The 20,510-nt window shown below is 68.0% G+C and carries 20 protein-coding genes, 1 tRNA gene and 1 pseudogene; 9 read left to right on the top strand and 13 right to left on the bottom strand.

Annotated elements, in window-relative coordinates; genetic code table 11:
• Window positions 1–213 (top strand): annotated as a pseudogene (locus CQY20_RS35140) (hypothetical protein); the annotation flags it as partial.
• A 43-nt stretch (window positions 214–256) separates the two neighbouring features.
• Here the strand turns inward: CQY20_RS35140 and CQY20_RS09705 are convergent.
• Window positions 257–339: transfer RNA gene (locus CQY20_RS09705), tRNA-Tyr, on the bottom strand.
• Between the two features lie 170 nt (window positions 340–509).
• On the opposite strand from CQY20_RS09705, the gene CQY20_RS09700 reads away from it, so the two are divergent.
• Window positions 510–1,001: a YajQ family cyclic di-GMP-binding protein gene (locus CQY20_RS09700; RefSeq protein WP_097939864.1), complete on the top strand. Its 492-nt coding sequence runs from the start codon at window positions 510–512 to the stop codon at window positions 999–1,001.
• On the opposite strand, the gene CQY20_RS09695 is transcribed toward CQY20_RS09700, so the two are convergent.
• The 3 genes from CQY20_RS09695 to CQY20_RS09685 all read right to left on the bottom strand — a co-directional run bounded on the left by CQY20_RS09695 (window position 998) and on the right by CQY20_RS09685 (window position 3,674).
• Window positions 998–1,417: a lipoprotein LppJ family protein gene (locus tag CQY20_RS09695; protein WP_097939863.1), complete on the bottom strand. Its 420-nt coding sequence runs from the start codon at window positions 1,415–1,417 to the stop codon at window positions 998–1,000. The two genes, CQY20_RS09700 and CQY20_RS09695, sit on opposite strands and share 4 nt — an antisense overlap.
• 121 nt (window positions 1,418–1,538) lie before the next feature.
• The gene (locus tag CQY20_RS09690; RefSeq protein ID WP_097939862.1) at window positions 1,539–3,356 is read right to left on the bottom strand and encodes an alpha/beta hydrolase; all 1,818 of its coding nucleotides are present in this window, start codon (window positions 3,354–3,356) and stop codon (window positions 1,539–1,541) included.
• Window positions 3,357–3,362: 6 nt separating this feature from the next.
• Complete coding sequence (locus tag CQY20_RS09685) at window positions 3,363–3,674, bottom strand: WXG100 family type VII secretion target (protein WP_097939861.1); 312 nt, start codon at window positions 3,672–3,674, stop codon at window positions 3,363–3,365.
• 156 nt (window positions 3,675–3,830) lie between these two features.
• Here CQY20_RS09685 and CQY20_RS09680 point away from each other — a divergent pair, with 156 nt between their 5' ends.
• Entirely contained in the window at window positions 3,831–4,856 is a 1,026-nt protein-coding gene (locus tag CQY20_RS09680; protein ID WP_097939860.1) for an NAD(P)H-dependent glycerol-3-phosphate dehydrogenase, read from the top strand.
• A gap of 10 nt (window positions 4,857–4,866) precedes the next feature.
• On the opposite strand, the gene CQY20_RS09675 is transcribed toward CQY20_RS09680, so the two are convergent.
• From CQY20_RS09675 to grcC1, 4 genes are all read right to left on the bottom strand, one after another.
• Entirely contained in the window at window positions 4,867–5,385 is a 519-nt protein-coding gene (locus CQY20_RS09675; RefSeq protein ID WP_097939876.1) for a hypothetical protein, read from the bottom strand.
• A 62-nt stretch (window positions 5,386–5,447) separates the two neighbouring features.
• On the bottom strand, window positions 5,448–5,921 hold the full coding sequence (locus tag CQY20_RS09670; protein ID WP_097939875.1) for a hypothetical protein: 474 nt from the start codon (window positions 5,919–5,921) through the stop codon (window positions 5,448–5,450).
• A 47-nt stretch (window positions 5,922–5,968) separates the two neighbouring features.
• Window positions 5,969–6,847, bottom strand: coding sequence for a zinc metalloprotease HtpX (gene htpX / locus CQY20_RS09665; RefSeq protein ID WP_097939859.1), 879 nt, complete (start codon window positions 6,845–6,847; stop codon window positions 5,969–5,971).
• 103 nt (window positions 6,848–6,950) lie between these two features.
• Window positions 6,951–7,958, bottom strand: a complete 1,008-nt coding sequence (gene grcC1 / locus CQY20_RS09660) for a nonaprenyl/(2E,6E)-farnesyl/geranylgeranyl diphosphat synthase (protein WP_174814688.1) — start codon at window positions 7,956–7,958, stop codon at window positions 6,951–6,953.
• Between the two features lie 21 nt (window positions 7,959–7,979).
• On the opposite strand from grcC1, the gene menJ reads away from it, so the two are divergent.
• The gene (menJ, locus tag CQY20_RS09655; protein ID WP_097939857.1) at window positions 7,980–9,200 is read left to right on the top strand and encodes a menaquinone reductase MenJ; all 1,221 of its coding nucleotides are present in this window, start codon (window positions 7,980–7,982) and stop codon (window positions 9,198–9,200) included.
• Between the two features lie 469 nt (window positions 9,201–9,669).
• Here the strand turns inward: menJ and CQY20_RS09650 are convergent, their stop codons facing one another.
• On the bottom strand, window positions 9,670–10,359 hold the full coding sequence (locus CQY20_RS09650) for a demethylmenaquinone methyltransferase (RefSeq protein ID WP_097939874.1): 690 nt from the start codon (window positions 10,357–10,359) through the stop codon (window positions 9,670–9,672).
• Window positions 10,360–10,429: 70 nt separating this feature from the next.
• Between CQY20_RS09650 and CQY20_RS09645 the strand changes: the two genes are divergently transcribed.
• The 3 genes from CQY20_RS09645 (at window position 10,430) to CQY20_RS09635 (ending at window position 14,404) form a co-directional block, all read left to right on the top strand.
• The gene (locus tag CQY20_RS09645; RefSeq protein ID WP_097939856.1) at window positions 10,430–11,254 is read left to right on the top strand and encodes an SDR family oxidoreductase; all 825 of its coding nucleotides are present in this window, start codon (window positions 10,430–10,432) and stop codon (window positions 11,252–11,254) included.
• A gap of 117 nt (window positions 11,255–11,371) precedes the next feature.
• Entirely contained in the window at window positions 11,372–12,328 is a 957-nt protein-coding gene (locus CQY20_RS09640) for an esterase family protein (protein ID WP_097939873.1), read from the top strand.
• 69 nt (window positions 12,329–12,397) lie between these two features.
• The gene (locus CQY20_RS09635; RefSeq protein WP_097939855.1) at window positions 12,398–14,404 is read left to right on the top strand and encodes an aconitate hydratase; all 2,007 of its coding nucleotides are present in this window, start codon (window positions 12,398–12,400) and stop codon (window positions 14,402–14,404) included.
• On the opposite strand, the gene CQY20_RS09630 is transcribed toward CQY20_RS09635, so the two are convergent.
• Window positions 14,362–15,489 carry a glycosyltransferase family 4 protein gene (locus tag CQY20_RS09630; RefSeq protein WP_097939854.1) on the bottom strand — a complete coding sequence of 376 codons (1,128 nt, stop codon included), beginning with the start codon at window positions 15,487–15,489 and terminating at the stop codon, window positions 14,362–14,364. The genes CQY20_RS09635 and CQY20_RS09630 overlap by 43 nt on opposite strands.
• 132 nt (window positions 15,490–15,621) lie before the next feature.
• On the opposite strand from CQY20_RS09630, the gene CQY20_RS09625 reads away from it, so the two are divergent.
• The gene (locus CQY20_RS09625; protein ID WP_097939853.1) at window positions 15,622–16,329 is read left to right on the top strand and encodes a DsbA family protein; all 708 of its coding nucleotides are present in this window, start codon (window positions 15,622–15,624) and stop codon (window positions 16,327–16,329) included.
• On the opposite strand, the gene CQY20_RS09620 is transcribed toward CQY20_RS09625, so the two are convergent.
• From CQY20_RS09620 to CQY20_RS09610, 3 genes are read right to left on the bottom strand one after another with little or no spacing between them, the layout of a single operon-like run.
• Window positions 16,287–16,829, bottom strand: a complete 543-nt coding sequence (locus tag CQY20_RS09620; RefSeq protein WP_234816169.1) for a DUF3592 domain-containing protein — start codon at window positions 16,827–16,829, stop codon at window positions 16,287–16,289. The genes CQY20_RS09625 and CQY20_RS09620 overlap by 43 nt on opposite strands.
• The gene (gene menD / locus CQY20_RS09615; RefSeq protein WP_097939871.1) at window positions 16,826–18,466 is read right to left on the bottom strand and encodes a 2-succinyl-5-enolpyruvyl-6-hydroxy-3-cyclohexene-1-carboxylic-acid synthase; all 1,641 of its coding nucleotides are present in this window, start codon (window positions 18,464–18,466) and stop codon (window positions 16,826–16,828) included. The genes CQY20_RS09620 and menD overlap by 4 nt, the downstream gene beginning before the upstream one ends.
• 9 nt (window positions 18,467–18,475) lie before the next feature.
• Entirely contained in the window at window positions 18,476–19,252 is a 777-nt protein-coding gene (locus CQY20_RS09610; protein WP_097939852.1) for an alpha/beta fold hydrolase, read from the bottom strand.
• An 83-nt stretch (window positions 19,253–19,335) separates the two neighbouring features.
• Here CQY20_RS09610 and CQY20_RS09605 point away from each other — a divergent pair, with 83 nt between their 5' ends.
• A complete protein-coding gene (locus tag CQY20_RS09605) occupies window positions 19,336–20,499 on the top strand; it encodes an FAD-binding domain (protein ID WP_097939851.1) in 1,164 nt (387 codons plus the stop codon).
• The last annotated feature ends 11 nt before the right edge of the window (window positions 20,500–20,510 follow it).

Raw genomic sequence — 20,510 nt, 5'->3', positions numbered from 1 at the left:
CACCGGCACCTCACACCCCGCGAGCCAGCCAACCCCGGCACTCGCAACCGAGTAGGAACAAAACCTGGGGTAGTTCACATCCAGGACCACCACACCACCGTCATCAACGCCGCCACCGGAGAAGTACTGCGCGACTTCACCCTCGACCCCACCAGGGACTACCAACCCACCGGAGCACCCAAAGGCCCCAAACGGAAAAAACCGCAGACCTAAAGCAGGTCCACGGCTATTCCGATGTCTTGAGACATCACACCGGTGGCAGGTGCAGGATTCGAACCTGCGTAGGCGTAAGCCGACGGATTTACAGTCCGCTCCCATTGGCCGCTCGGGCAACCTGCCTTGTGCGACTAGCAGGGTACAACGAGGCGCCGCCCGGTATGAAAACGGGCAAGTCAGGCCGCATCGAGACGGACGTTTTGGCGGGCTTTACCCGCACTTTGTCACCCAAATGTCGGTTTGGGCGTCGTGGGATAGTACGTAGGAGGGACTACGAGAGGAGAGCGCATCCAATGGCGGATTCCAGCTTCGACATCGTCAGCAAGGTCGACCGGCAGGAGGTCGACAACGCGCTCAACCAGGCCGCCAAGGAGCTGGCGACCCGCTTCGACTTCCGCGGCACCGACACCCGCATCGAATGGCAGGGCCAGGAGAGCATCACGATCACCTCGTCGACCGAGGAGCGCGCCAAGGCCGCCGTCGACGTGTTCAAGGAAAAACTCATCCGCCGCGACATCTCGATGAAGGCCTTCGACGCCGGCGAGCCGCAGCAGTCCGGCAAGACCTACAAGGTGACCGGCAGCATCAAGCAGGGCATCGACGCCGAGAACGCCAAGAAGATCACCAAGCTGATCCGCGACGAGGGTCCCAAGGGCGTCAAGACTCAGATCCAGGGCGACGAGATCCGCGTCAGCTCGAAGAAGCGCGACGACCTGCAGGCCGTCATCGCCATGCTCAAGCAGGCCGACCTCGACGTCGCGCTGCAATTCGTCAACTACCGCTAGCTGACCACCCGGTCGGTGACGTTGAAGTCCTTCTCCGGATCGTCGCGGTGGTTGACCATGTTGCGGCACTCCCCGTAGAGCTGCACTGAGCCGTCTTCATGCGAGACCGGATGCGGGCCCATGATCGCCCACACCTGGTCGGTGTGAATGAGCGTGCCGAACGCCCGCCTGCCCGGCGGCGGCCCGTCGATCCAGCCCTGCTGCACCATCGTCTTGGCGATCTGCTTGATGTAATTCTTCGGCTCGATCCCCCGTGGGACAGAAAACGACATCTCCAGCCTGCCGCGATAGGGCGGCTCGCCCTGGTCGTTGCACGCCTCGAACGTGAAGCCGGCGAAAACGTCCTGCAGGCCATTGGCTTTCACGATTTGCCGTGCCGGGTCGATCACCTGCCGCATCGTGTCTTCGTTGGACATCGGCTGAACCGGCTCCGGCTTTGGCGACGGCGTCGACTGCCGCTGACTGTGCCCTGGCACCATGTAGCACCCTCCCAACGAGGCGGTGAGCGCAAGCATCGCCGCTGCGCGCTGAATCCTCTTAGTACGCATGGTCTCCCGTGATCGACTCGGCTGGGCGCTGCCCTTCGGGATCGATGAATGCCGGCGAACCGGGCAGGTCGGACTTCACGTCGGGCAGATCGATCTTGCCGCCCCACGGCAGGCCGATCTCCCTCGGTATCAAGGGCGGCTGCCGACGGCCCTCGGCCAACAACCCCTCCTCGCCCAACGAATCACCGTTGCCCGTGGCGATGCGAGTCATCGAGGCCAACGATTCGGTGCCCATATCGTAGTAATGCGAATGGTCGCCTGGGTCCAAGCCGTCGCGACCGACCACTTCGGCGTCAAACCGTACCGAGCCGTACTCGTCGCCTGCCGGATCGATGCCAAGACCCGCATCCAGACCGACCGGGTAGCCCAGCTTGCGGTTGAGGTAGTCGTGCAGATACTCGGGCGCGGTGCCGATGTAGCTGACCGGGTCCGTCGACGCCGACCCGACGTACACCTTGCCGCCGTCGAGATTGAAATCAGCGGCGCTCTTCGCCAAATCCGTTCCCGGACAACCCAACAGGACGGCGTCGTTGGCGTGCATGCCCGAGCCGGCGAACGCGTCGGCCACCGTCGTCGACCCGTACGAGTGGCCCAGCACCGTGACATGCTGGCTGGGATCCTGGTGCGTCACCCACAGCCCGTTGACGTCGGCGGCCAGCAGGTCGCCGCCGGCACGCGCCAGATTCGGATTGGCGACGCGAGTGTCGTTGAAGCCGTCCGGGGCGTCATAGCCCATCCACGAGATCACGGCGTGCGTGTGGTCGGGGTCGCCGAAATTGGACTGATCCCACAGGTGGATCGCGTCGTCGTGGCCGTCGCTGAGCCAGCCGCCCTGCACGCTGCTGCCCGTACCGGGCACGATCACCGACGTGTTGTCGGCGTAGTCGGGGTTGTTGATCGCGATCGCGGCGCGGCCCTGGCCGCGGTCGGCGAGTGGCTCGTACTTCCACAGCATGACCGGCCGCAGATTGTTCGGGTCGTCGCCGCGCTGATGGTCCAGGCCCTCCTTCACCTTGATCGCGTTGGTGTAGCGCGTGACGTCGTCGGCCGACAGCCCGTAGAAGCCCGGGTTGGCCAGCACCTGTTCCGGCGAAACCCCGTGCTGTGTCGCGGTGTCGGTGATGCGGTTCAGGTCGTCGGTCAGCACCGCCAGGTTGATCGCGTCACGCGCGGCTGCGGGAATTCCGTTGAGGTTGCCCAGTTCCGGCGGATGCTCGGCGAGCAAGCGCTCACGGTCCTTCTGGCTCAACGACTTCCACCAGTCGTTGACTTCCTCGGCCGTTGCGCCGGGCCGCGGCAACGGGATCGGCCGTGCCTCGGGCGGCACCTCGACGACATCGTCGGCCGCGTCCATCGCCGCTGCCAGCTGCTCGTCGACCGAATTCGCTTGCGTCAGAACCCGTTGCAGCGCCTCCTGCAGGGCGGCGGCGTTCTGGTAGTCCAGCGTGGTGCCCAAGGCGCCGAGGCCGGGGCGCACGGTGCCGCCGACAGGATCGACGATCATGCCGAACTCGCGCGCCGCGTCGAGCACCTGCTTCAGGTTGTCCTTGACGATCTGGACGTTGACCGCCGCCGCATCCGCCCGCCGCGCGGCAGCCAGCGCCGCGTTGGCGTCCTTCATCAACGCCTGACGCGACTCCTCGATCGCCCGCTTGGCATCCTCGGCGCCGGGACCCGTCCATTCCGGCAACTTCGGCAGGCTGTTGGCGACGTCCAGCGATGTCTGCGCACGCGTGCGGGCGGCCTCCCCCACGGCCCGCACCGCGCCGGGATCCCAGCGCATCACGTCTGCGACGGTCAGCGACATGCAAACCTACAGATCGACCGGATCCACCGACGCGATCACGTCGCGGTTGTGCGCCTCGGTGCCGGCGTACGCCTCGGCCGCGCCGGCCAGCGCGTCGGCTTGCGACGACAAGACCCGGTGCAGCTCGGCGGTGGTGGCCTGCCAGCGCGCCACTTTGGTGTCGACCGCGCGCGCCGACTCGCCCACCAGACCCGGTTGCGCACCCTCGGCCGTCGCCGCAGAGGAACTGTGTCCGGCGCGCAGCTGATCGGCGTAGTCACGCACGCGTGCGGCCGCCTCGGCCAACTCCGGCGGACTGACCCGAATAGGTTCTGGCATGGGGGAGCCTTTCTGCCTTTCTGGCAAGTGACGCTACCAGCGCCGCGACGGGGTCAACTGCACCAATTCGCGTCCGCCAGCTAACTTCGGCGGGCCGCGGCGACGCAGTTCGTCAACTGCCAGTGAAACGGCGTCTGTGTTCAATACGCTGATGCCATGGCAGCTGCTCTCCGCGTACCGAAAGTCGTCGTCCTCGGCGGTGGATCCTGGGGCACCACCGTCGCGTCCATCTGCGCCAGGCGCGGGCCGACGCTGCAGTGGGTGCGCTCCGAGGAGACCGCCAAGGACATCAACGAAAACCACCGCAACAGCAAGTACCTCGGCGACGAGGTCGAGCTGGCGCATTCGTTGAAGGCCACCACCGACTTCTCCGAGGCCGCCGAATGCGCCGACGTCATCGTGATGGGCGTGCCCTCGCACGGGTTCCGCGCCGTGCTGACCGAACTCGCCAAGGAGCTGCGGCCGTGGGTGCCGGTGGTGTCGCTGGTGAAGGGCCTTGAGCAGGGCACCAACTACCGGATGAGCCAGATCGTCGACGAGGTGCTGCCGGGGCATCCGGCGGGGATCCTCGCCGGGCCGAACATCGCCCGCGAGGTCGCCGAGGGTTATGCCGCCGCCGCCGTGCTCGCGATGCCCGACCAGCATCTGGCCGCCAACCTCGCGAACCTGTTCCGCACCAAGCGCTTTCGGACATACACCACCGACGATGTCGTCGGCGTGGAGATGGCCGGGGCGTTGAAGAACGTCTACGCCATCGCCGTCGGGATGGGCTACTCGCTGGGCATCGGCGAGAACACCCGCGCGATGGTGATCGCCCGCGCGCTGCGGGAAATGTCAAAGCTGGGCGAGGCGATGGGTGGTCACCGCGACACCTTCGCCGGGCTGGCCGGCATGGGCGACCTGATCGTGACGTGCACGTCGCAGCGCAGCCGCAACCGCCATGTCGGTGAGCAGCTCGGCGCCGGCAAGAAGATCGACGAGATCATCGCGTCGATGAACCAGGTGGCCGAGGGCGTCAAGGCCGCCAGCGTCGTCATGGAGTTCGCCGAGAAATACGGGCTGACCATGCCCATCGCCCGCGAGGTCGACGCCGTGGTCAACCACGGCTCCACCGTCGAGCAGGCCTACCGCGGGCTGGCCGCCGAGAAGCCCGGACACGAGGTGCACGGCCCGGGCTTCTAGAGCTGGTTGGCTAGTTGAAGTACGGGTTGGTGCCCTCAGGCCGGTCCACGAGCGGGTTGACCGCGTTGAGGATGAAGCTGCCCGCGGGGCTGATGACGAAACCGGACTGGTTCCTGCTGTCCACGCACGACGTGGTGCTGCCGTCCGTGCCGCAACTCAACGTCTGGTAGGACAGCCGCGCATTCGGCGGAAGTGGCTTGATGTCACCGGCATTGGCGAACGGGTTGGCCACGACGTTGGAGAAGCCGGGCACCCCGCCGATCGCGCCGCTGACCAGATTCGCGCCCTCCGGGGCGCCGGGAATCACGCCGCTGCAGCCGTATCCGCCCGAGCGTTGCAGCATGCAGGTCAGCCCGTCGGGTGTGGTGAACGCGTAGGCCGCCCCGTCGTAAACCGCGAACTCCGACGGCTTCACGGGTTCGAACGCGTTCACGTTGGGCGGCGGCGGGGGCGGCGGCTCGGTCGGCTCGGCGGCCGCGACACCCGGCACAACGACAGCGGCGCCGGCGGCCAGCGCCGCAGCGCCCATCACGATCACTCTGCTGCGCACGGGCACAGCTTAAATGTTGCAGAAGTTAACGGCAGAGGTTTCTAGCCGAACGTGTAACTGCCCGCGGGGCTCAGCACGAAGCCCGACTGATCTGCGCTGTTCAGGCACGTCGTGACCACGCCGTCGGTGCCGCAGCTGACCGTGCGGAAACTCAGCCGGGTGTTGGGCGGCAGTGGTTTGGCCCCCTCGACGACCCCGTACAGCGGGCGGGCCGACGTCGCGAAACCGGGCGCCCCCGTCGCCGGGGCGGTCACCATGTTGGCGCCGCCCGGGGCGGCCGGAATCGGGCCGCTGCAGCCGTACCCGCCGGATTGCTTGTCCAACACGCAAGTGACACCGCCGGGCACGGTGAACGCGTACCAGGCGCCGTCCTGCACCGCATACTCCGACGGTCGCTCCGAGGGGAACGCGTTGATGTTGGGCGCGGGTGGCGGATCTGCGGCAGCGAAACCGGGCGCACCAAAAACCATCGCCCCCGCGACCCCCAGTACGCCGACCAGAGTTCTGTTCAGCACGGACCACACCCTAAGGGGTGCGATCCGCGCGCGCACCACCCAGTTGGTCAGTACATGCCGGGCCCGCGGCCGGCCATCGCTTCCAGCCTGCGGATGCGGTCCTCGATCGGCGGGTGCGTCGAGAACAGCTTGCCGATCCGCTCGCCGGACCGGAACGGGCTGGCGATCATCAGGTGCGCCTGATCGGCCAGTTGCGGGTCGGGCGGCAGCGGAGCGCGCTCGACGCCGCTGCTGATCTTGCGCAGCGCCGACGCCAGCGCCAGCGGGTCACCCGTCAGCTCGGCGCCGGACTGGTCGGCCTGGTATTCCCGCGACCGCGACACCGCCAGCCGCACCAGTGTCGCCGCGATCGGACCGAGCAGCGAAACCAGCAGCAGCGCAAACGGATTCGCGCCGTCGCGGTTTCCGCCGAACATGCCCGCGAACATCGCGATGTTGGCGAGCGCGGTGATCACCGACGCCAACGCGCCTGCCACACACGAGATCAGGATGTCGCGGTTGTAGACGTGAGACAGCTCATGGCCCAGCACCGCGCGCAGCTCGCGCTCGTTGAGGATCTGCAGGATGCCGGTGGTGCAGCACACCGCCGCGTTGCGCGGGTTGCGGCCGGTGGCGAACGCGTTGGGGTTGGCCGTGTCGCTGATGTACAGGCGCGGCATCGGCTGATGCGCGGCGGTGGCCAGCTCGCGCACCACCTTGTACATGAACGGCGCCTGCACCTCGGTGACCGGCTGTGCGTGCATGGCCCGAAGCGCCAGCTTGTCGCTGTTGAAGTAGACGTAGACATTCATGCCGACGGCGAACAGCACCGCCAAGCCAAGGATCGCGGTGTTCTTGAACAGCGCGCCGATGAACACGATCAGCGCCGACATGCCCACCAGCAGCAAGAATGTCTTGAACCTGTTGGCGTGCGGATGCCAGGTCATCAGCGTCCTCCTGAAAGGTCTCCGCTCCTCGCGGGATATTTCGCGGGGAAAGTCTTCGCTTCCTCAACGCGCATCGGGCCGCTCCAGGTTCCTCGGCCGGGTCTCAGCCGTGCCGATGGACGGTGTACTCGACCAGCGAAGCCAGCGCCTGCCTGCCCGGCTTGTCGGGCAAGTTCGCCAGCTCGTCACTGGCCTGGGCGGCGTAGCGGGCGACGGTCTCCTTGGCCTGCGTCATCCCCTTGGACCGGCGCAGCAGGGTCAACGCCTCGGCCAGATCGTCGTCGTTGTCGACGGGACCCGCCAGCAACTCGCGCAGCCGGTCGGCGTCGGGCCCGGTTTCCCGCAGCGCGTAGAGCACCGGCAGGGTGTGCACGCCCTCGCGCAGATCGGTGCCGGGAACTTTGCCCGACTCGTCGGGGTCGCTGTCGATGTCGATGATGTCGTCGGAGATCTGGAAGACCGTGCCGACGATGCCGCCGAGGCGGCTGAGCCGCTCGATCTGCTCCTCGTCGGCGCCGGAGAAGGTGCCGCCGAACCGTCCCGACGCCGCGATCAGGCAGGCGGTCTTCTCGTAGACGACCTTGAGGTAGTGCTCGACGGAGTCGACGTGGTCGGCGGCGCCGCGGGTCTCGCGCATCTGGCCGGTGACGAGCTGGGCGAACGTGTCGGCGATGACCCGCACGGCGTCCGGGCCGAGCCGCGACACCAGCCGCGAGGCCGTCGCGAACAGATAGTCGCCGGCCAGGATCGCGATGTTGTTGCTCCACCGGGCGTTCGCGCTGGGCGCGCCGCGACGCACCTGCGCCTCGTCCATCACGTCGTCGTGGTACAGCGTGGCCAGGTGCACAAGCTCGATGACCGCGCCGGCGACGGTGACCTGCCAATTGTCGGGGTCGGGCCCGAGCTGGGCTGACAGCACGGTGAACAGTGGGCGGAACCGCTTGCCGCCGGCCTGGAACAGGTGCTGCACGGCCTCGGCCATCAGCTCGTCGGCTTTGCCGAGCTCAGTGGCCATCAGATCCTCGATGCGGGCCACGCCGTCGCGGACTTCCTGCGCAAAGGCGGGGTCTCCGAAGTCCACGCCTGCGACCACGCTCGCCGGTGTCCTCACCCTGCCAACATACTGGGAACCATGAGCATCAGGGCCGACGTGGTGGTCGTCGGGGCGGGACCCGCGGGTTCGGCGGCGGCCGCGTGGGCCGCCCGCAACGGGCGCGACGTGCTGGTGATCGACTCCGCGCAGTTTCCGCGCGACAAGGCCTGCGGCGACGGCCTGACCCCGCGCGCCGTTGCCGAGATGCGGTTGCTCGGCCTGGGCCCGTGGCTCGACGGCAGGATCGCCCACCACGGGCTGCGCATGTCGGGATTCGGCGCCGACGTGGAGATCGCGTGGCCCGGCCCGTCGTTTCCGGCCACCAGCAGCGCGGTGCCGCGCACCGAGCTGGACGACCGCATTCGCCTGGTGGCCGTCGACGACGGCGCGAAGATGATGCTGGGCGTCAAAGCCGTTTCGGTTCAGCATGATTCGGCGGGGCGGGTGGCGTCGGTGCTCTTGGATTCCGGCGGCGAGGTCGCGTGCTCGCAGTTGATCGTCGCCGACGGGGCCCGCTCGACCCTCGGCCGCGTGCTGGGTCGCCGGTGGCACAAGGACACGGTGTACGGGGTGGCCGTTCGTGGCTACATCGCCTCGCCGCGGGCCGGCGAGCCGTGGATCACGTCGCACTTGGAGCTGCGGTCGCCCGAGGGTTCGGTGCTGCCCGGCTACGGATGGATCTTCCCATTGGGCAATGGCAACGTGAACATCGGCGTCGGCGCGCTGGCCACCTCCAAGCGGCCCGCGGATGCCGCGCTGCGCCCGCTGATGTCGTACTACGCGTCGTTGCGCCGCGAGGAGTGGGGCTTTGTCGGCGACCCGCAACTCGGCCTGTCGGCGCTGCTGCCGATGGGCGGCGCCGTGTCAGGCGTCGCGGGCCCCAACTGGATGCTGATCGGCGACGCCGCCGCCTGTGTGAACCCGCTCAACGGCGAAGGCATCGACTACGGGTTGGAGACCGGCAGGCTCGCCGCCGAGATGCTCGACACCCGCGACCTGACGACGGCATGGCCGTCGGTCCTGCAGCAGCACTATGGCCGTAGCTTCTCCGTCGCGCGCCGCCTCGCGCTGCTGATCATGATGCCCCGATTCCTGGCGTCGTTCGGCGGAGTGTCGATGCGATCGAAGTTGTTGATGAACATCGCGGTACGGGTGATGGGCAACCTCGTCACCGACGAGGACGCCGATTGGATCGCGCGGGTATGGCGGACCGCGGGCGCAGGTTCGCGCCGCCTGGACCACCGTCCCCCCTTCACCTGACCCCGTTTCTTTTTTTGCGCGAGCGTGCGTGTCTGAAGCCGACACGCCGTTGATTTTCCGGCGTTTGCGCACGCTCACGCGAGGTTGGTTGCAGCGGTCGCGGTGTATCGGCTCAAATGCGGTCACGCTGCGACATCAATTGTGGCGCAACCGTTTTTCGGGAAACTCTTCAAGGCTTCTGCAGTCTCGGCGATGGCGATGTACGCGCGGAGGTGCCCTTGCGATGAAAGCCGTCGACACGTCGCAGCCAGAGAAGTTAGTGCATGCGCGCCAATTGCATTGCCTGGCAGAGCTATTCGAAGTTCTCTCCCGACGGTGCGCAAATGTTCAGTGGCTGACCGCAAGGGACCTGTGCGCAACGAGCTCGCGCGAGCGTGCGCAAACGTCGCTATTTGTACGGCGTGTCGCCTGCAGACACGCACGCTCGCCGGAAGAGGGGGAAAGGGGCTCGCCGAAAAAGGGGGAAGAGTTATTGCGGCTTGACGGCGGCGTGCAGCGCGACGATGCCGCCGGTCAGGTTGCGCCAGCGCACCGCCGACCAACCCGCATCCGAGATCTGGCGCGCCAGGGCGGCTTGATCCGGCCAGGCGCGAATCGACTCTGCGAGATACACATACGCATCCGGATTCGACGACACCCGCCGCGCGATCCGCGGCAGCGCCTGCATCAAGTATTCCTTGTACCCGGTGGCGAACAGCCGGTTCGTCGGCGTCGAGAACTCGCACACCACCAGCCGCCCGCCCGGCCGCGTCACCCGCGCCATCTCGCGCAGCGCCGCGGCGTGGTCGACGACGTTGCGCAGCCCGAAGCTGATCGTCACCGCGTCGAACACCTCGTCGGCGAACGGCAACCGCGTCGCATCACCGGCCACCTTCGGCACCGGCCTGCCCGCGCCGGCCGCGAGCATGCCCACCGAGAAGTCCGCGGCCACGCACCACGCGCCCGACCGCGCCAGTTCCACCGTCGACACCGCCGTGCCCGCCGCCAGGTCGAGCACCCTGTCGCCGGGGCCGATGCCCAGCGCCGACCGCGTCGCGCGCCGCCACAGCCTGTCCTGCCCCAGCGACAACACCGTGTTGGTCAGGTCGTAGCGGCGTGCCACGGCGTCGAACATCGACGCCACTTCCCGCGGGTCTTTGTCCAGCGACGCCCTGCTCACGACCGCGACGCTACCTGTGAACATGCTGACTTCGGGAATGGGGAGTGCCGCAGCGGGCATTCACCTACACGTGGCTGACAAAGTTTGGTTTATCACCGGTACATCCCGAGGCTTCGGCCGTGAGTGGACGATCGCGGCCCTCGAGCGGGGCGACAAGGTCGCCGCGACCGCACGCGACACCGCGACCCTGGCTGATCTCGTCGACAAGTACGGCGACGCGCTGCTGCCGATTCAGCTGGACGTGACCGACCGCGAGGCCGACTTCGCCGCGGTCAAGCAGGCCCACGACCACTTCGGCCGGCTCGACATCGTCGTCAACAACGCCGGCTACGGGCACTTCGGCTTCATCGAGGAGCTGACCGAGCAGGAGGCCCGCGACCAGTTCGAGACGAACGTGTTCGGCGCGCTGTGGGTCACCCAGGCGGCGCTGCCCTACCTGCGCGCCCAGCGCAGCGGGCACATCATCCAGGTGTCGTCGATCGGCGGCATCGTCGCGTTCCAGAACGTCGGCATCTACCACGCCTCCAAGTGGGCGCTCGAGGGCTTCTCGCAGACGCTGGCGCAGGAAGTCGCGTCGTTCAACATCCACGTCACGTTGATCGAGCCGGGCGGATTCTCCACCGACTGGGCCGGACCGTCGGCCAAGCGGTCACAGCAGCTGCCCGACTACAACGAAGCCCGCGAGGAAGCCGAGCGGGCCCGCGCCCAGCGGGTGTCGAAGTCCGGCGACCCGAAGGCCTCGGCGCAGGCGCTGATGAAGGTCGTCGACGCCGAGAACCCGCCGCTGCGGGTGTTCTTCGGTGAGCTGCCGCTGACGCTGGCCAAGGCCGACTACGAGAACCGGCTCAAGACGTGGGAGGAGTGGCAGCCCGTCGCGGTTCTCGCGCAGGGCTGAACCCGCTCCGGCGCAACGCCGCGTCCCCGTTCCGCATGCCCAGCCCACGCTGGCATGTCATTTCAACCCATGAAGGCGCGGGCCGTGCTGTCCGCCGACGAAGGATGTGCAACAACGATGAATGTTCCCAGGTGGGTGAGTCGGCTGACGGCGGGCATTTCGGCGGCGCTGATGCTGCCGGCGCTCATCGCGATCGCCGGCGGCTCGGCGACGGCATCGGCGTATTCGCGTCCCGGCCTGCCGGTCGAAACGCTGATGGTGCCGTCTACCGCGATGGGCCGCGACATCCCCGTGCGTTTCCAGGGCGGCGGCACGCATGCGGTCTACCTGCTCGACGGCCTGCGGGCACGCGACGACAACAACGGCTGGGACATCGAGACACCGGCGTTCGAAAGCTATTACCACTCAGGGCTTTCCGTGGTCATGCCCGTCGGCGGCATGTCCAGCTTCTACACCAACTGGCAGGCGCCGGCAGTCGGCAACGGCACGACGTACAACTACCAGTGGGAGACGTTCCTGACATCGGAGCTGCCTGCCTACCTGGCCGCCAACAAGGGCATCTCGCAGACCGGCAACGCCGTGGTGGGAGTGTCGATGTCGGGTAGCGCGGCGCTCATTCTGGCCGCCTACCATCCCGACCAATTCAGCTACGCGGCTTCACTGTCAGGCTTTTTGAACCTGTCCCAAGGCATCTGGCCCACCCTGGTCGGCTTCGCGATGCGCGATGCGGGCGGTTTCGACGCAAACGCGATGTGGGGACCGGGCGGCGGTCCCGCATGGCAGCGTAACGACCCGACACTGCAGGCGGGCCGCCTGGCCGCCAACGGCACCAGGATCTGGGTGTACACCGGCAACGGCACGCCCGGCGACCTCGGCGGCGCAGGCGACGTCCCTGGCGAGGTGCTCGAAGGCCTCACCCAGGACAGCAACCACGCCTTCGAGCAGGCCTACCAGTCAGCAGGCGGACACAACGGCACGTTCAATTTCCCGCCCAACGGCATCCACGGCTGGGCCTACTGGACTGCGCAGCTGAACGCGATGAAGCCCGATATTCAGCGCACGCTGGGGGCGTAGTCATCGTTTGACGGCGGCTCAATCGGGCAAGACGAGAACAGGGCCAACCAAAAGCGGTAGGAGTTCTCGATGCCCGCCAATGTCACCCAGAAGTTGATCGAGTCGCATCTCGTGTCCGGCGAGATGACGCCCGGTGAAGAGATCGCCATCCACATCGACCAGACGCTGACCCAGGACGCCACCGGCACGTTGGTGATGCAGGAACTGGAGGCGCTCGACCTCGACACCGCGCGCACCGAGGTCAGCGTGCAGTACGTCGATCACAACCTGCTGCAGACCGACGAGAAGAACGCCGAAGACCACGAGTATCTGCGCACCGCCGCGCAGCGGTTCGGGCTCTGGTTCTCCAAACCCGGCAACGGGGTGTCGCATCCGACGCACATGCAGCGCTTCGGCATCCCCGGCAAGACGATGGTCGGGTCCGACTCGCACACCCCGGCCGCCGGGTCGCTGGGCATGCTCGCGATCGGCGTCGGCGGTCTGGAGGTCGCCGTCGCGATCACCGGCAGGCCGCTGCACTTCCGGATGCCCGAGGTGTGGGGCGTGCGGCTCGACGGTGCGCTGCCGGAATGGTGTTCGGCCAAGGACGTCATCCTCGAGATGCTGCGCCGCCATGACGTCAAGGGCGGAGTCAACCGCATCATCGAGTACTACGGGCCGGGGCTGGCCAGCCTGACCGCGATGGACCGGCATGTCATCGCGAACATGGGCGCCGAGCTCGGCGCCACCACCACGGTGTTTCCCAGCGACGACGCGGTTCGCGAGTTTCTGCGGGCCGAGGACCGCGCGGACGAGTGGGTCGAGCTCGTCGCCGATGAAGGGGCCGAGTACGACATCGACGAGGCGATCGGCCTGTCCGACCTCGAACCGTTGATCGCCAAGCCGTCATCGCCAGGCAACGTGGTGCCGGTGCGCGAGGTCGCGGGCGAGAAGATCGGGCAGGTGGTGATCGGGTCGAGCGCCAATCCCGGCCTGCGCGACTTCGCCATCGCGGCCGCGATGGTCGAGGGCCGCCAGACCTCACCCGAGGTGAGCTTCGACGTCAACCCGACGTCGCGGCAGATCCTGACCGACCTGACGCTGATGGGCGCGACCACAGCCCTGGTCGTCGGTGGCGCGCGCATCCACCAGGCCGGCTGCATGGGCTGCATCGGCATGGGTCAGGCGCCCGCGACGGGGCACAACTCGCTGCGCACCATGCCCCGCAACTTCCCCGGCCGGTCGGGCACCAAAGAGGACAAGGTGTGGCTGTGCTCGCCGGAAACCGCGGCTGCGTCGGCGCTGACCGGCGTGATCACCGACCCGCGGGAATGGGCCCGCGCCGAGGGTGTGAAGTACCCGACGCTGGACCTGCCGAAGAAGCACAGCGTCAACACGGCGATGCTGGTGCCGCCGCTGGAAGTCGAAGAGGCGCAACGCATCACACCCGTCAAGGGTCCGAACATCTCGCGGCTGCCCGACCCGGAGCCACTGCTCGACGAACTCGAGGCGCCGGTTCTGCTCAAGGTGGGCGACAACATCTCGACCGACGAGATCTCGCCTGCGGGCGCGCGAGCGCTGCCCTACCGATCCAACATCCCGAAGCTGGCCAATTTCAGCTTCACCCAGATCGATGAGACCTACCCGCAGCGGGCGCTGGACACGCAGGACACCGGGCACATCGTCGTCGGCGGCGAAAACTACGGCCAGGGCTCGTCGCGCGAGCACGCCGCGATCGCCCTGCGGCACTTGGGCTTACGCGTGGTCATCGCGAAGTCGTTCGCCCGCATCCACTGGCAGAATCTCGCGAACTTCGGCGTCCTGGCCCTGGAATTCATCGACAGCGCCGATTATGACGGTATCGACCAGGACGACACGTTGAAGCTGAGCAATCTCCACGAAGCCGTCAACGGCACCGATCCGATCACGGTGGAGAACGTCACCAAGAACTCGTCCTTCCAGGTGCGCCACCGGCTTTCACCGCGGCAGGCGAAGTACATCCTGGCCGGCGGGCTGATACCGCAGCTGAGTCGTGACAAGGACGGCGACGATGCTCAGGCCGCGACCCGGCCGCGGACGCCGAGCACCGACTCGTAGTGGCCGATCAATTCGTCGCAGATCGCCGGCCAGGTCCGGCCGAGCACACTGCGGCGCGCCGCGGCTGAATACCGCGCCCGCCCGGCGAGCAGGTGGTCGACCGCTCCCGACAGCAGCGCCTCGAACGAGTCGACAGGAAGCAGCAGCCCGGTGTGCATGGGCGCCACCAGATCTTGCGGGCCGCCGGCATCCGGTGCGATTACCGGGACGCCCGACGCCAAAGCCTCCTGCACGGCCTGACAGAACGTCTCGTGCTCGCCGGGATGGACGAAGACATCCATGCTGGCGTAGGCGGCGGCCAGGTCCTCGCCGTAGAGTGCACCGGTGAACACCGCTGTCGGCAAGGCATTTTCAAGCTTTGCGCGCGAGACGCCGTCGCCGACGATGACCAGTTGCACGTCTTCGCGACGGCCCAGCGGTGCCAGCCGTTCGACGTGCTTCTCGGGCGCCAGCCTGCCGACGAACCCGACGATCGGCTTGCCGTCGGGTGACCACGCCCTGCGGAGGTTCCCGTCGCGGGCCGACGGCACGAAACCGGTGATGTCGACGCCGCGGGCCCACTTGTACACCCGCGGAATGCGCTGCTGCGCAAGGCTTTGCATCGCCGCCGTGGACGGCGCCAGCGTCCGGTCCGCCCGGCCGTGCAGGTGGCGGGTCCACGCCCACGCCGCCCGCGCGGCGACGCCCATGCCGTAGCTGGCCGCGAAGCCCGCGACGTCGGTCTGGAACACCGCTACGGTCGGTACGCCGAGATGCCGGGCGGCGTGCAGGCCGCCGAAGCCGAGCAGCGCCGGCGAAGCGAGGTGGACGACGTCGGGGTCGAATCCCCGAAGCACGCCGACCAGCCGGGGCCGCGGCACGGCCAGCGGCAGCGACGTGATCTTCGGGAACATCCGCGACGGCACCCGGTGCACGCGCACTCCGTCGTGCAGCCGCTCGGCCGGCGGCTGCCCGCGCGGCGTGTCCGGGGCGATGATGAGGACCTCATGCCCGCGGTGGCGCAGGTGCTCGACCACCCGCAGCACCGAGTTGGTGACGCCGTTGACGTTCGGGAGGAAGGACTCTGCGACGATGGCGATGCGCACACCGCAAGGGTTTCATCGCCGGCTGTCCCCGAGGTTGCGACGGGGCATCCGGCACATAAAGTTCTCGTGCCCGGCAGCCGGAACATCGACCCGCTTCGGCGGTATTCTGCGCACCAGGGAAGGGCGGTTGACATGCGATTACCTCGTGCGGTGGTGGCCGCGGCAGCAGCCGTGCTGCTCGCCGCGGCGGGCTGCACCACCGAGGTCACCGGCACCGCGGTGCAGGATCTGCGGCAGCCTCCGCTGGGGTTGAGCGAGGACGGCTCGGGCATCGTCGCCGGGTACCCCGACGCCCCCGTGCAGCTCGAGGTGTACACCGAGCCGCAGTGCACGCACTGCGCCGATTTCCAGGCCGAGTTCGGCGACGACATCCACCGCTACATCAACCTCGGCCAGCTCGCCGTCACGTATCGGCCGTTGACGTTCCTCGACGAGGGCTACACCGACGGGCATTCCGCGCGGGTGGCCAACGCGATGTTCCTCGCCGTCGGCGTACCCGCGGAAGCCGCCGACGGCGACTTCGCGACGGGCCCGGAGTTCCAGCGGTTCGTGCAAGAACTATGGGCCAACCAGGATCCCGGTGGGCCTGGGCCGAGCGACGCTGACATGGCAGACATGGCCAAGGCCGCCGGTATGCCCGACGACGTGGCAGCCCAGATCGGCGACGGCGAAGTCGCGCCGAACGTCGACATCGCGGAGGCCGCCATCTTCAACTACGGGGCGCTGATCGGCGTGGACCCGATAACCACCGGCACCCCAACGGTTTACGACCTCGACATGCAAGAGAAAATCAACATTCAAGACGACGACTGGCTCGACACCTTGATGTCGTCGGCCTGACGCGTCAGCCGTCGTTCCAGAAACACCAACCCCGTCAACGCCGCCGCGGCGATCAGCCAGCCCACCACAGCGATCGAGCCTGCCGGGATGATCGCCAGCGCCGCGTTGCGGTCCTGCACCCGCACCAGGTCGGGATTGTTCTTGTCGTACTCGACGTAAATCCGCATCCCCGTGTCCAATTCGGAGGGATACAGCACACCCAACTCGGGCCGATACGTGACGCGGTCCGGCGTGACGAACTCGATCGTGGAACGTCGCGGCCCTGCGCTGAGCACCTCGGCGGCGGCCACGCCCATGTTGTGTTCGATCTGCCGGTCGTTGCGCCACGCGCCGAGTACGAGCAGCAGCGACTGCAACGTCACCAGGCAAGCCGCGATGACGACGCCGATGCGGATGCGCCGGAAGATGCGTTCGGTGCGGGTTTCGCCGGGCTGGCCATACAGGTGCGGAATCAATAGCGTGACAACGCCTTTGACCCACGCCGTGAAGCGCTTGATCACAGCGCCGCCTTGATCGACGCGTGCAGCGCGCGCAACGACGACCGGTCCGCCTTCACCTCCAGCACCCGCATGCCTTCGAACGGCTCGTCGAGGGCGGCCCCCAAATCCCCGACCTCGATCTGCCGGCTTTCCACGTGATAGGCGCGGCACAACGCGCCGACGTCGACGTCGTGCGGGGTGCCGAAGATCCGCGACGACACATCGGAGAACCGCGGGTCGCCCTGCTCGAGCAGCTCGAAGATGCCGCCGCCGTTGTCGTTGGACACCACGATCGTCAGGTTGCGCGGCGTCGGCTCCGTCGGCCCGATCAACAGGCCCGAGCTGTCGTGCACGAACGTCAGGTCGCCGATCAGCGCGACGGTCCGCCCGCCGGTCAGGTCGTGCGCGAGCGCAGCGCCGATGGCCGTCGAGACGGTGCCGTCGATGCCTGCCACCCCGCGGTTGGAGCGCACCTTGATGTGGTGGGTGTGCAGCCCGACCAGGGCCGCATCCCGCACCGGGTTGGACGCGCCGAGCACCAGCTGGTCACCCGGCCGCAGCGCGTCGGCCACCGCGGCGGCCACGTGCAGCCCCGTCGTCAGCGGATGGGCCGCCAGCTGGCTGCGCACCGCGTTGTAGGCGTGCTCGTTGACCGCGGCGCAGCGGCGCAGCCACGCCGGGTTCGGCTCGCCGCTGGTCACCGCGCGGGTGCCGGTGGCCTGCGAGTTTCCCGACACATCGGGCCAACGCGGGCCGGTGGTCAGCGCGTACACCGGCACCGACGGGTCGGCCAGCAGCGCCGACACCGGCCGGTGCAGCGTCGGGCGGCCCAGCATGATCACCTGCTGCGGGCGCAGCAGCGGCAGCGCCAGCGGATGCAGCGGGTTGTCCGCGGGCGGCGCGGTCGGCTCGGCAACCGTCGGCAGCCCCGCGAGGTTCGGATGCCTGCCCGCGCCGTGCCCGGCGATGACGATCGTGTCCTGCGTCAGGTCGATGTCGAGCGGCTGGTCGAACGTCACCGGCGGGGTGTAGGTCCACGGCTTGCCGCCCGGCCTGCCCTCCGGCGCGTAGGGCTGCGCCGAGCCCGTTTCGGAGTCGGGCACCAGCGGCTCGCGCAGCGGGATGTCGAACTGCACGGGACCCGCGTTCGCCGTGCGAGCACCGGTGGCGGCCACCAACACTCGGCACGTCGCCGACCGCCATTGGGCGTTGAGCTCGTCCATCCGCTCCGGCGCCTCTTCCGCGAGGCCGAGGCTGATGTTGGCCCGCACCTGGGTGCCGAAGTACCCGAGCTGTTCGAAGGTCTGGTTGGCGCCGGTGCCCAGCAGCTCGTATGGCCGGTTGGCCGACAGCACGATCAGCGGCACCCGCGCATAGTTGGCCTCCACGACGGCGGGGCCGAGGTTGGCCACCGCGGTGCCCGACGTCATCGCCACGCACACCGGGGCCCCTTCGGCCACCGCGAGACCGATCGCGAGGTAACCCGCGGTGCGCTCGTCGATGCGCACGTGCAGCCGGATCCGGCCGGCGCGGTCGGCGTCGTGCAGCGCGAACGCCAGCGGCGCATTGCGCGACCCAGGGCACAGCACGACGTCGCGCACGCCGCCGCGAATCAGTTCGTCGACGACGACGCGCGCCTGCGCAGTGGACGGGTTCACCACTACAGCCTATTCGGCGAAAAACTCCAGGGCCGCCGCGTTGACCACCTGCGGTTTTTCGAAGAATCCGAGATGGCCGGTGTCGGGAATCTCCAGATAGCGCCCGTTCGGCATGGCCTCGGCGACCTCGCGGCCCAGGTGCGGCGGCAGCACGATGTCGTCGGCGAACCCGATGACCAGCGCCGGGGCCGTGATGCTGCGGTAGGCCGGCAGCCGGTTCTCCTGCGGCCCGACCTCCAGCTGGGCCCGCAGCCCCGGCGTCGGTTTGGTGGGCCACATGGTGAACATGTCGATCCAGTCGCGGATGGCGTTGTCGTCGTTGAGCGTCTTCGGCGAGAAGCTCTCCAGCAGCCGGATCTTGGCGTCGAAGGTGGGCGGCAGCTCGATGCCAGACGCGTCCAGGTCGCGCTCGGCGATGCGGAAGAAGTCGCGGATGCGGTCGTGGCGGCCGCGGGTGGCCATCAGCACTGCAGACCGCACCAGCTCGGGGCGGGCCACCATGAGCTCCTGGGCGATGAACGAGCCCATCGACACGGCCATGATGCGGGCGGGCGCGGCGTCGAGTTTCTCGATCAGCGCCGCGGTGTCGGCGACCATCTGCTCGATGCCGAAGCCGTCGGCCTGCTCGGTGGCGCCGATGCCGCGGTTGTCGAACGTGATCGTCCGGTAACCGGCCCGCAGGAACTCCGGGACCTGGTGCAGATGCCAGGTGCGGCCCGCTCCCCCGCGACCCGCGATGAACAGCACCGGGTCGCCGTTGCCACGATCGTCGTAAGCGAGGTTCACCCCGACGACGCTACTAAAGCGATTTCGGCGCGCTAACGTGCGCTCCGCGCCGCTGAGCGCGCCGAAATCGTACTGTGGCGGGAATGAGAGTCGCGATCAGCGGAGCCGGTGTCGCAGGACCCGCATTCGCCTACTGGATGCGGCGAGCCGGCCACGACGTCACGCTGATCGAAGCGGCCCCCACGTTCCGCACCGGCGGCTACATCGTCGACTTCTGGGGCCTGGGCTACGACATCGCCGAGAAGATGGGCGTCATCGACGACATCACCAAGGTCGGCTACCGCGTCAACGAACTGCGCTCGGTCGGCGGCGACGGTCGCATCCTCGCGCGCTTCGACACCGGCGCGATCCGGCGCACGCTCGGCGAGCGCTACACCAGCGTCGCCCGCGGCGATCTAGCGGAGATCATCTATCGGACAATCGAAAACGACGCCGAGACAATCTATTCCGATTCGATCACGTCACTCGAGGATCACTCCGACGGGGTGTCGGTCACGTTCCGGCACGGCCGTCCACGCGAGTTCGACATGGTCGTCGGCGCCGACGGCCTGCATTCGACGGTGCGGGAACTCGTGTTCGGGCCGGAGTCTCAATTCGCGCGCTATCTGGGCTGTCAGGTTGCGGCCTGCGTGCTCGACGACTACCGCCCGCGCGACGAGCTCGTCTACGTCACCCACAACCTGCCCGGCCGCCAGATCGGGCGGTTCTCGATGAACGACGACCGCACTCTCGTGCTGTTCATCTTCCGATCGTCGACACCGACCATCCCCACCACCCTCGACGACGGCAAGGCGTTGCTGCGAAACCAGTTCAGCGACGCGGGCTGGGAGGCGCCGCAGATCCTCGCCGCACTCGACGATGTGGACGACATCTACATCGACGTGGTCAGCCAGATCCGGATGAATCGCTGGACGGCGGGACGGGTGGCGCTGATCGGTGATGCCGCGGCGTGCGTGTCACTGCTCGCCGGGGAGGGCACCGGACTGGCGTTGGTGGAGGCATACGTGCTAGCCGGTGAACTCGCCCGCACCGACAACGACCTGGCCTCGGCCTTTCAGGCCTACGAGTCGCGGCTGCACCGCTTCATCGAGAAAAAGCAGGACGGCGCAACCAAATTCATAGCGTTCTTCGCCGCGCGCACGGCGTGGGGCATCTGGCTGCGCAACGCCGCGATGAGGGCGATGAACTGGCGACCCGTCGGAGACGCCGTGCTGACGCGCGCGCTGCGCGACGATTTCCAGCTTTAGCGATCTCGGCG

The organism is Mycolicibacterium agri (assembly GCF_002553505.1).
Lineage (GTDB): Bacteria > Actinomycetota > Actinomycetes > Mycobacteriales > Mycobacteriaceae > Mycobacterium > Mycobacterium agri.
This window is presented reverse-complemented; position numbering and strand designations above follow the sequence as displayed.

Bases quoted from the DNA above. Each gene is read 5' to 3' on its own strand.
- CQY20_RS09635 (WP_097939855.1), top strand. From the start codon at position 12,398: ATGCCCGCCAATGTCACCCAGAAGTTGATCGAGTCGCATCTCGTGTCC.
- CQY20_RS09685 (WP_097939861.1), bottom strand. From the start codon at position 3,674: ATGCCAGAACCTATTCGGGTCAGTCCGCCGGAGTTGGCCGAGGCGGCC.
- CQY20_RS09625 (WP_097939853.1), top strand. From the start codon at position 15,622: ATGCGATTACCTCGTGCGGTGGTGGCCGCGGCAGCAGCCGTGCTGCTC.
- CQY20_RS09695 (WP_097939863.1), bottom strand. From the start codon at position 1,417: ATGTCCAACGAAGACACGATGCGGCAGGTGATCGACCCGGCACGGCAA.
- htpX (WP_097939859.1), bottom strand. From the start codon at position 6,847: ATGACCTGGCATCCGCACGCCAACAGGTTCAAGACATTCTTGCTGCTG.
- menJ (WP_097939857.1), top strand. From the start codon at position 7,980: ATGAGCATCAGGGCCGACGTGGTGGTCGTCGGGGCGGGACCCGCGGGT.
- CQY20_RS09680 (WP_097939860.1), top strand. From the start codon at position 3,831: ATGGCAGCTGCTCTCCGCGTACCGAAAGTCGTCGTCCTCGGCGGTGGA.
- CQY20_RS09640 (WP_097939873.1), top strand. From the start codon at position 11,372: ATGAATGTTCCCAGGTGGGTGAGTCGGCTGACGGCGGGCATTTCGGCG.
- CQY20_RS09605 (WP_097939851.1), top strand. From the start codon at position 19,336: ATGAGAGTCGCGATCAGCGGAGCCGGTGTCGCAGGACCCGCATTCGCC.
- CQY20_RS09700 (WP_097939864.1), top strand. From the start codon at position 510: ATGGCGGATTCCAGCTTCGACATCGTCAGCAAGGTCGACCGGCAGGAG.
- CQY20_RS09690 (WP_097939862.1), bottom strand. From the start codon at position 3,356: ATGTCGCTGACCGTCGCAGACGTGATGCGCTGGGATCCCGGCGCGGTG.
- CQY20_RS09675 (WP_097939876.1), bottom strand. From the start codon at position 5,385: ATGGGCGCTGCGGCGCTGGCCGCCGGCGCCGCTGTCGTTGTGCCGGGT.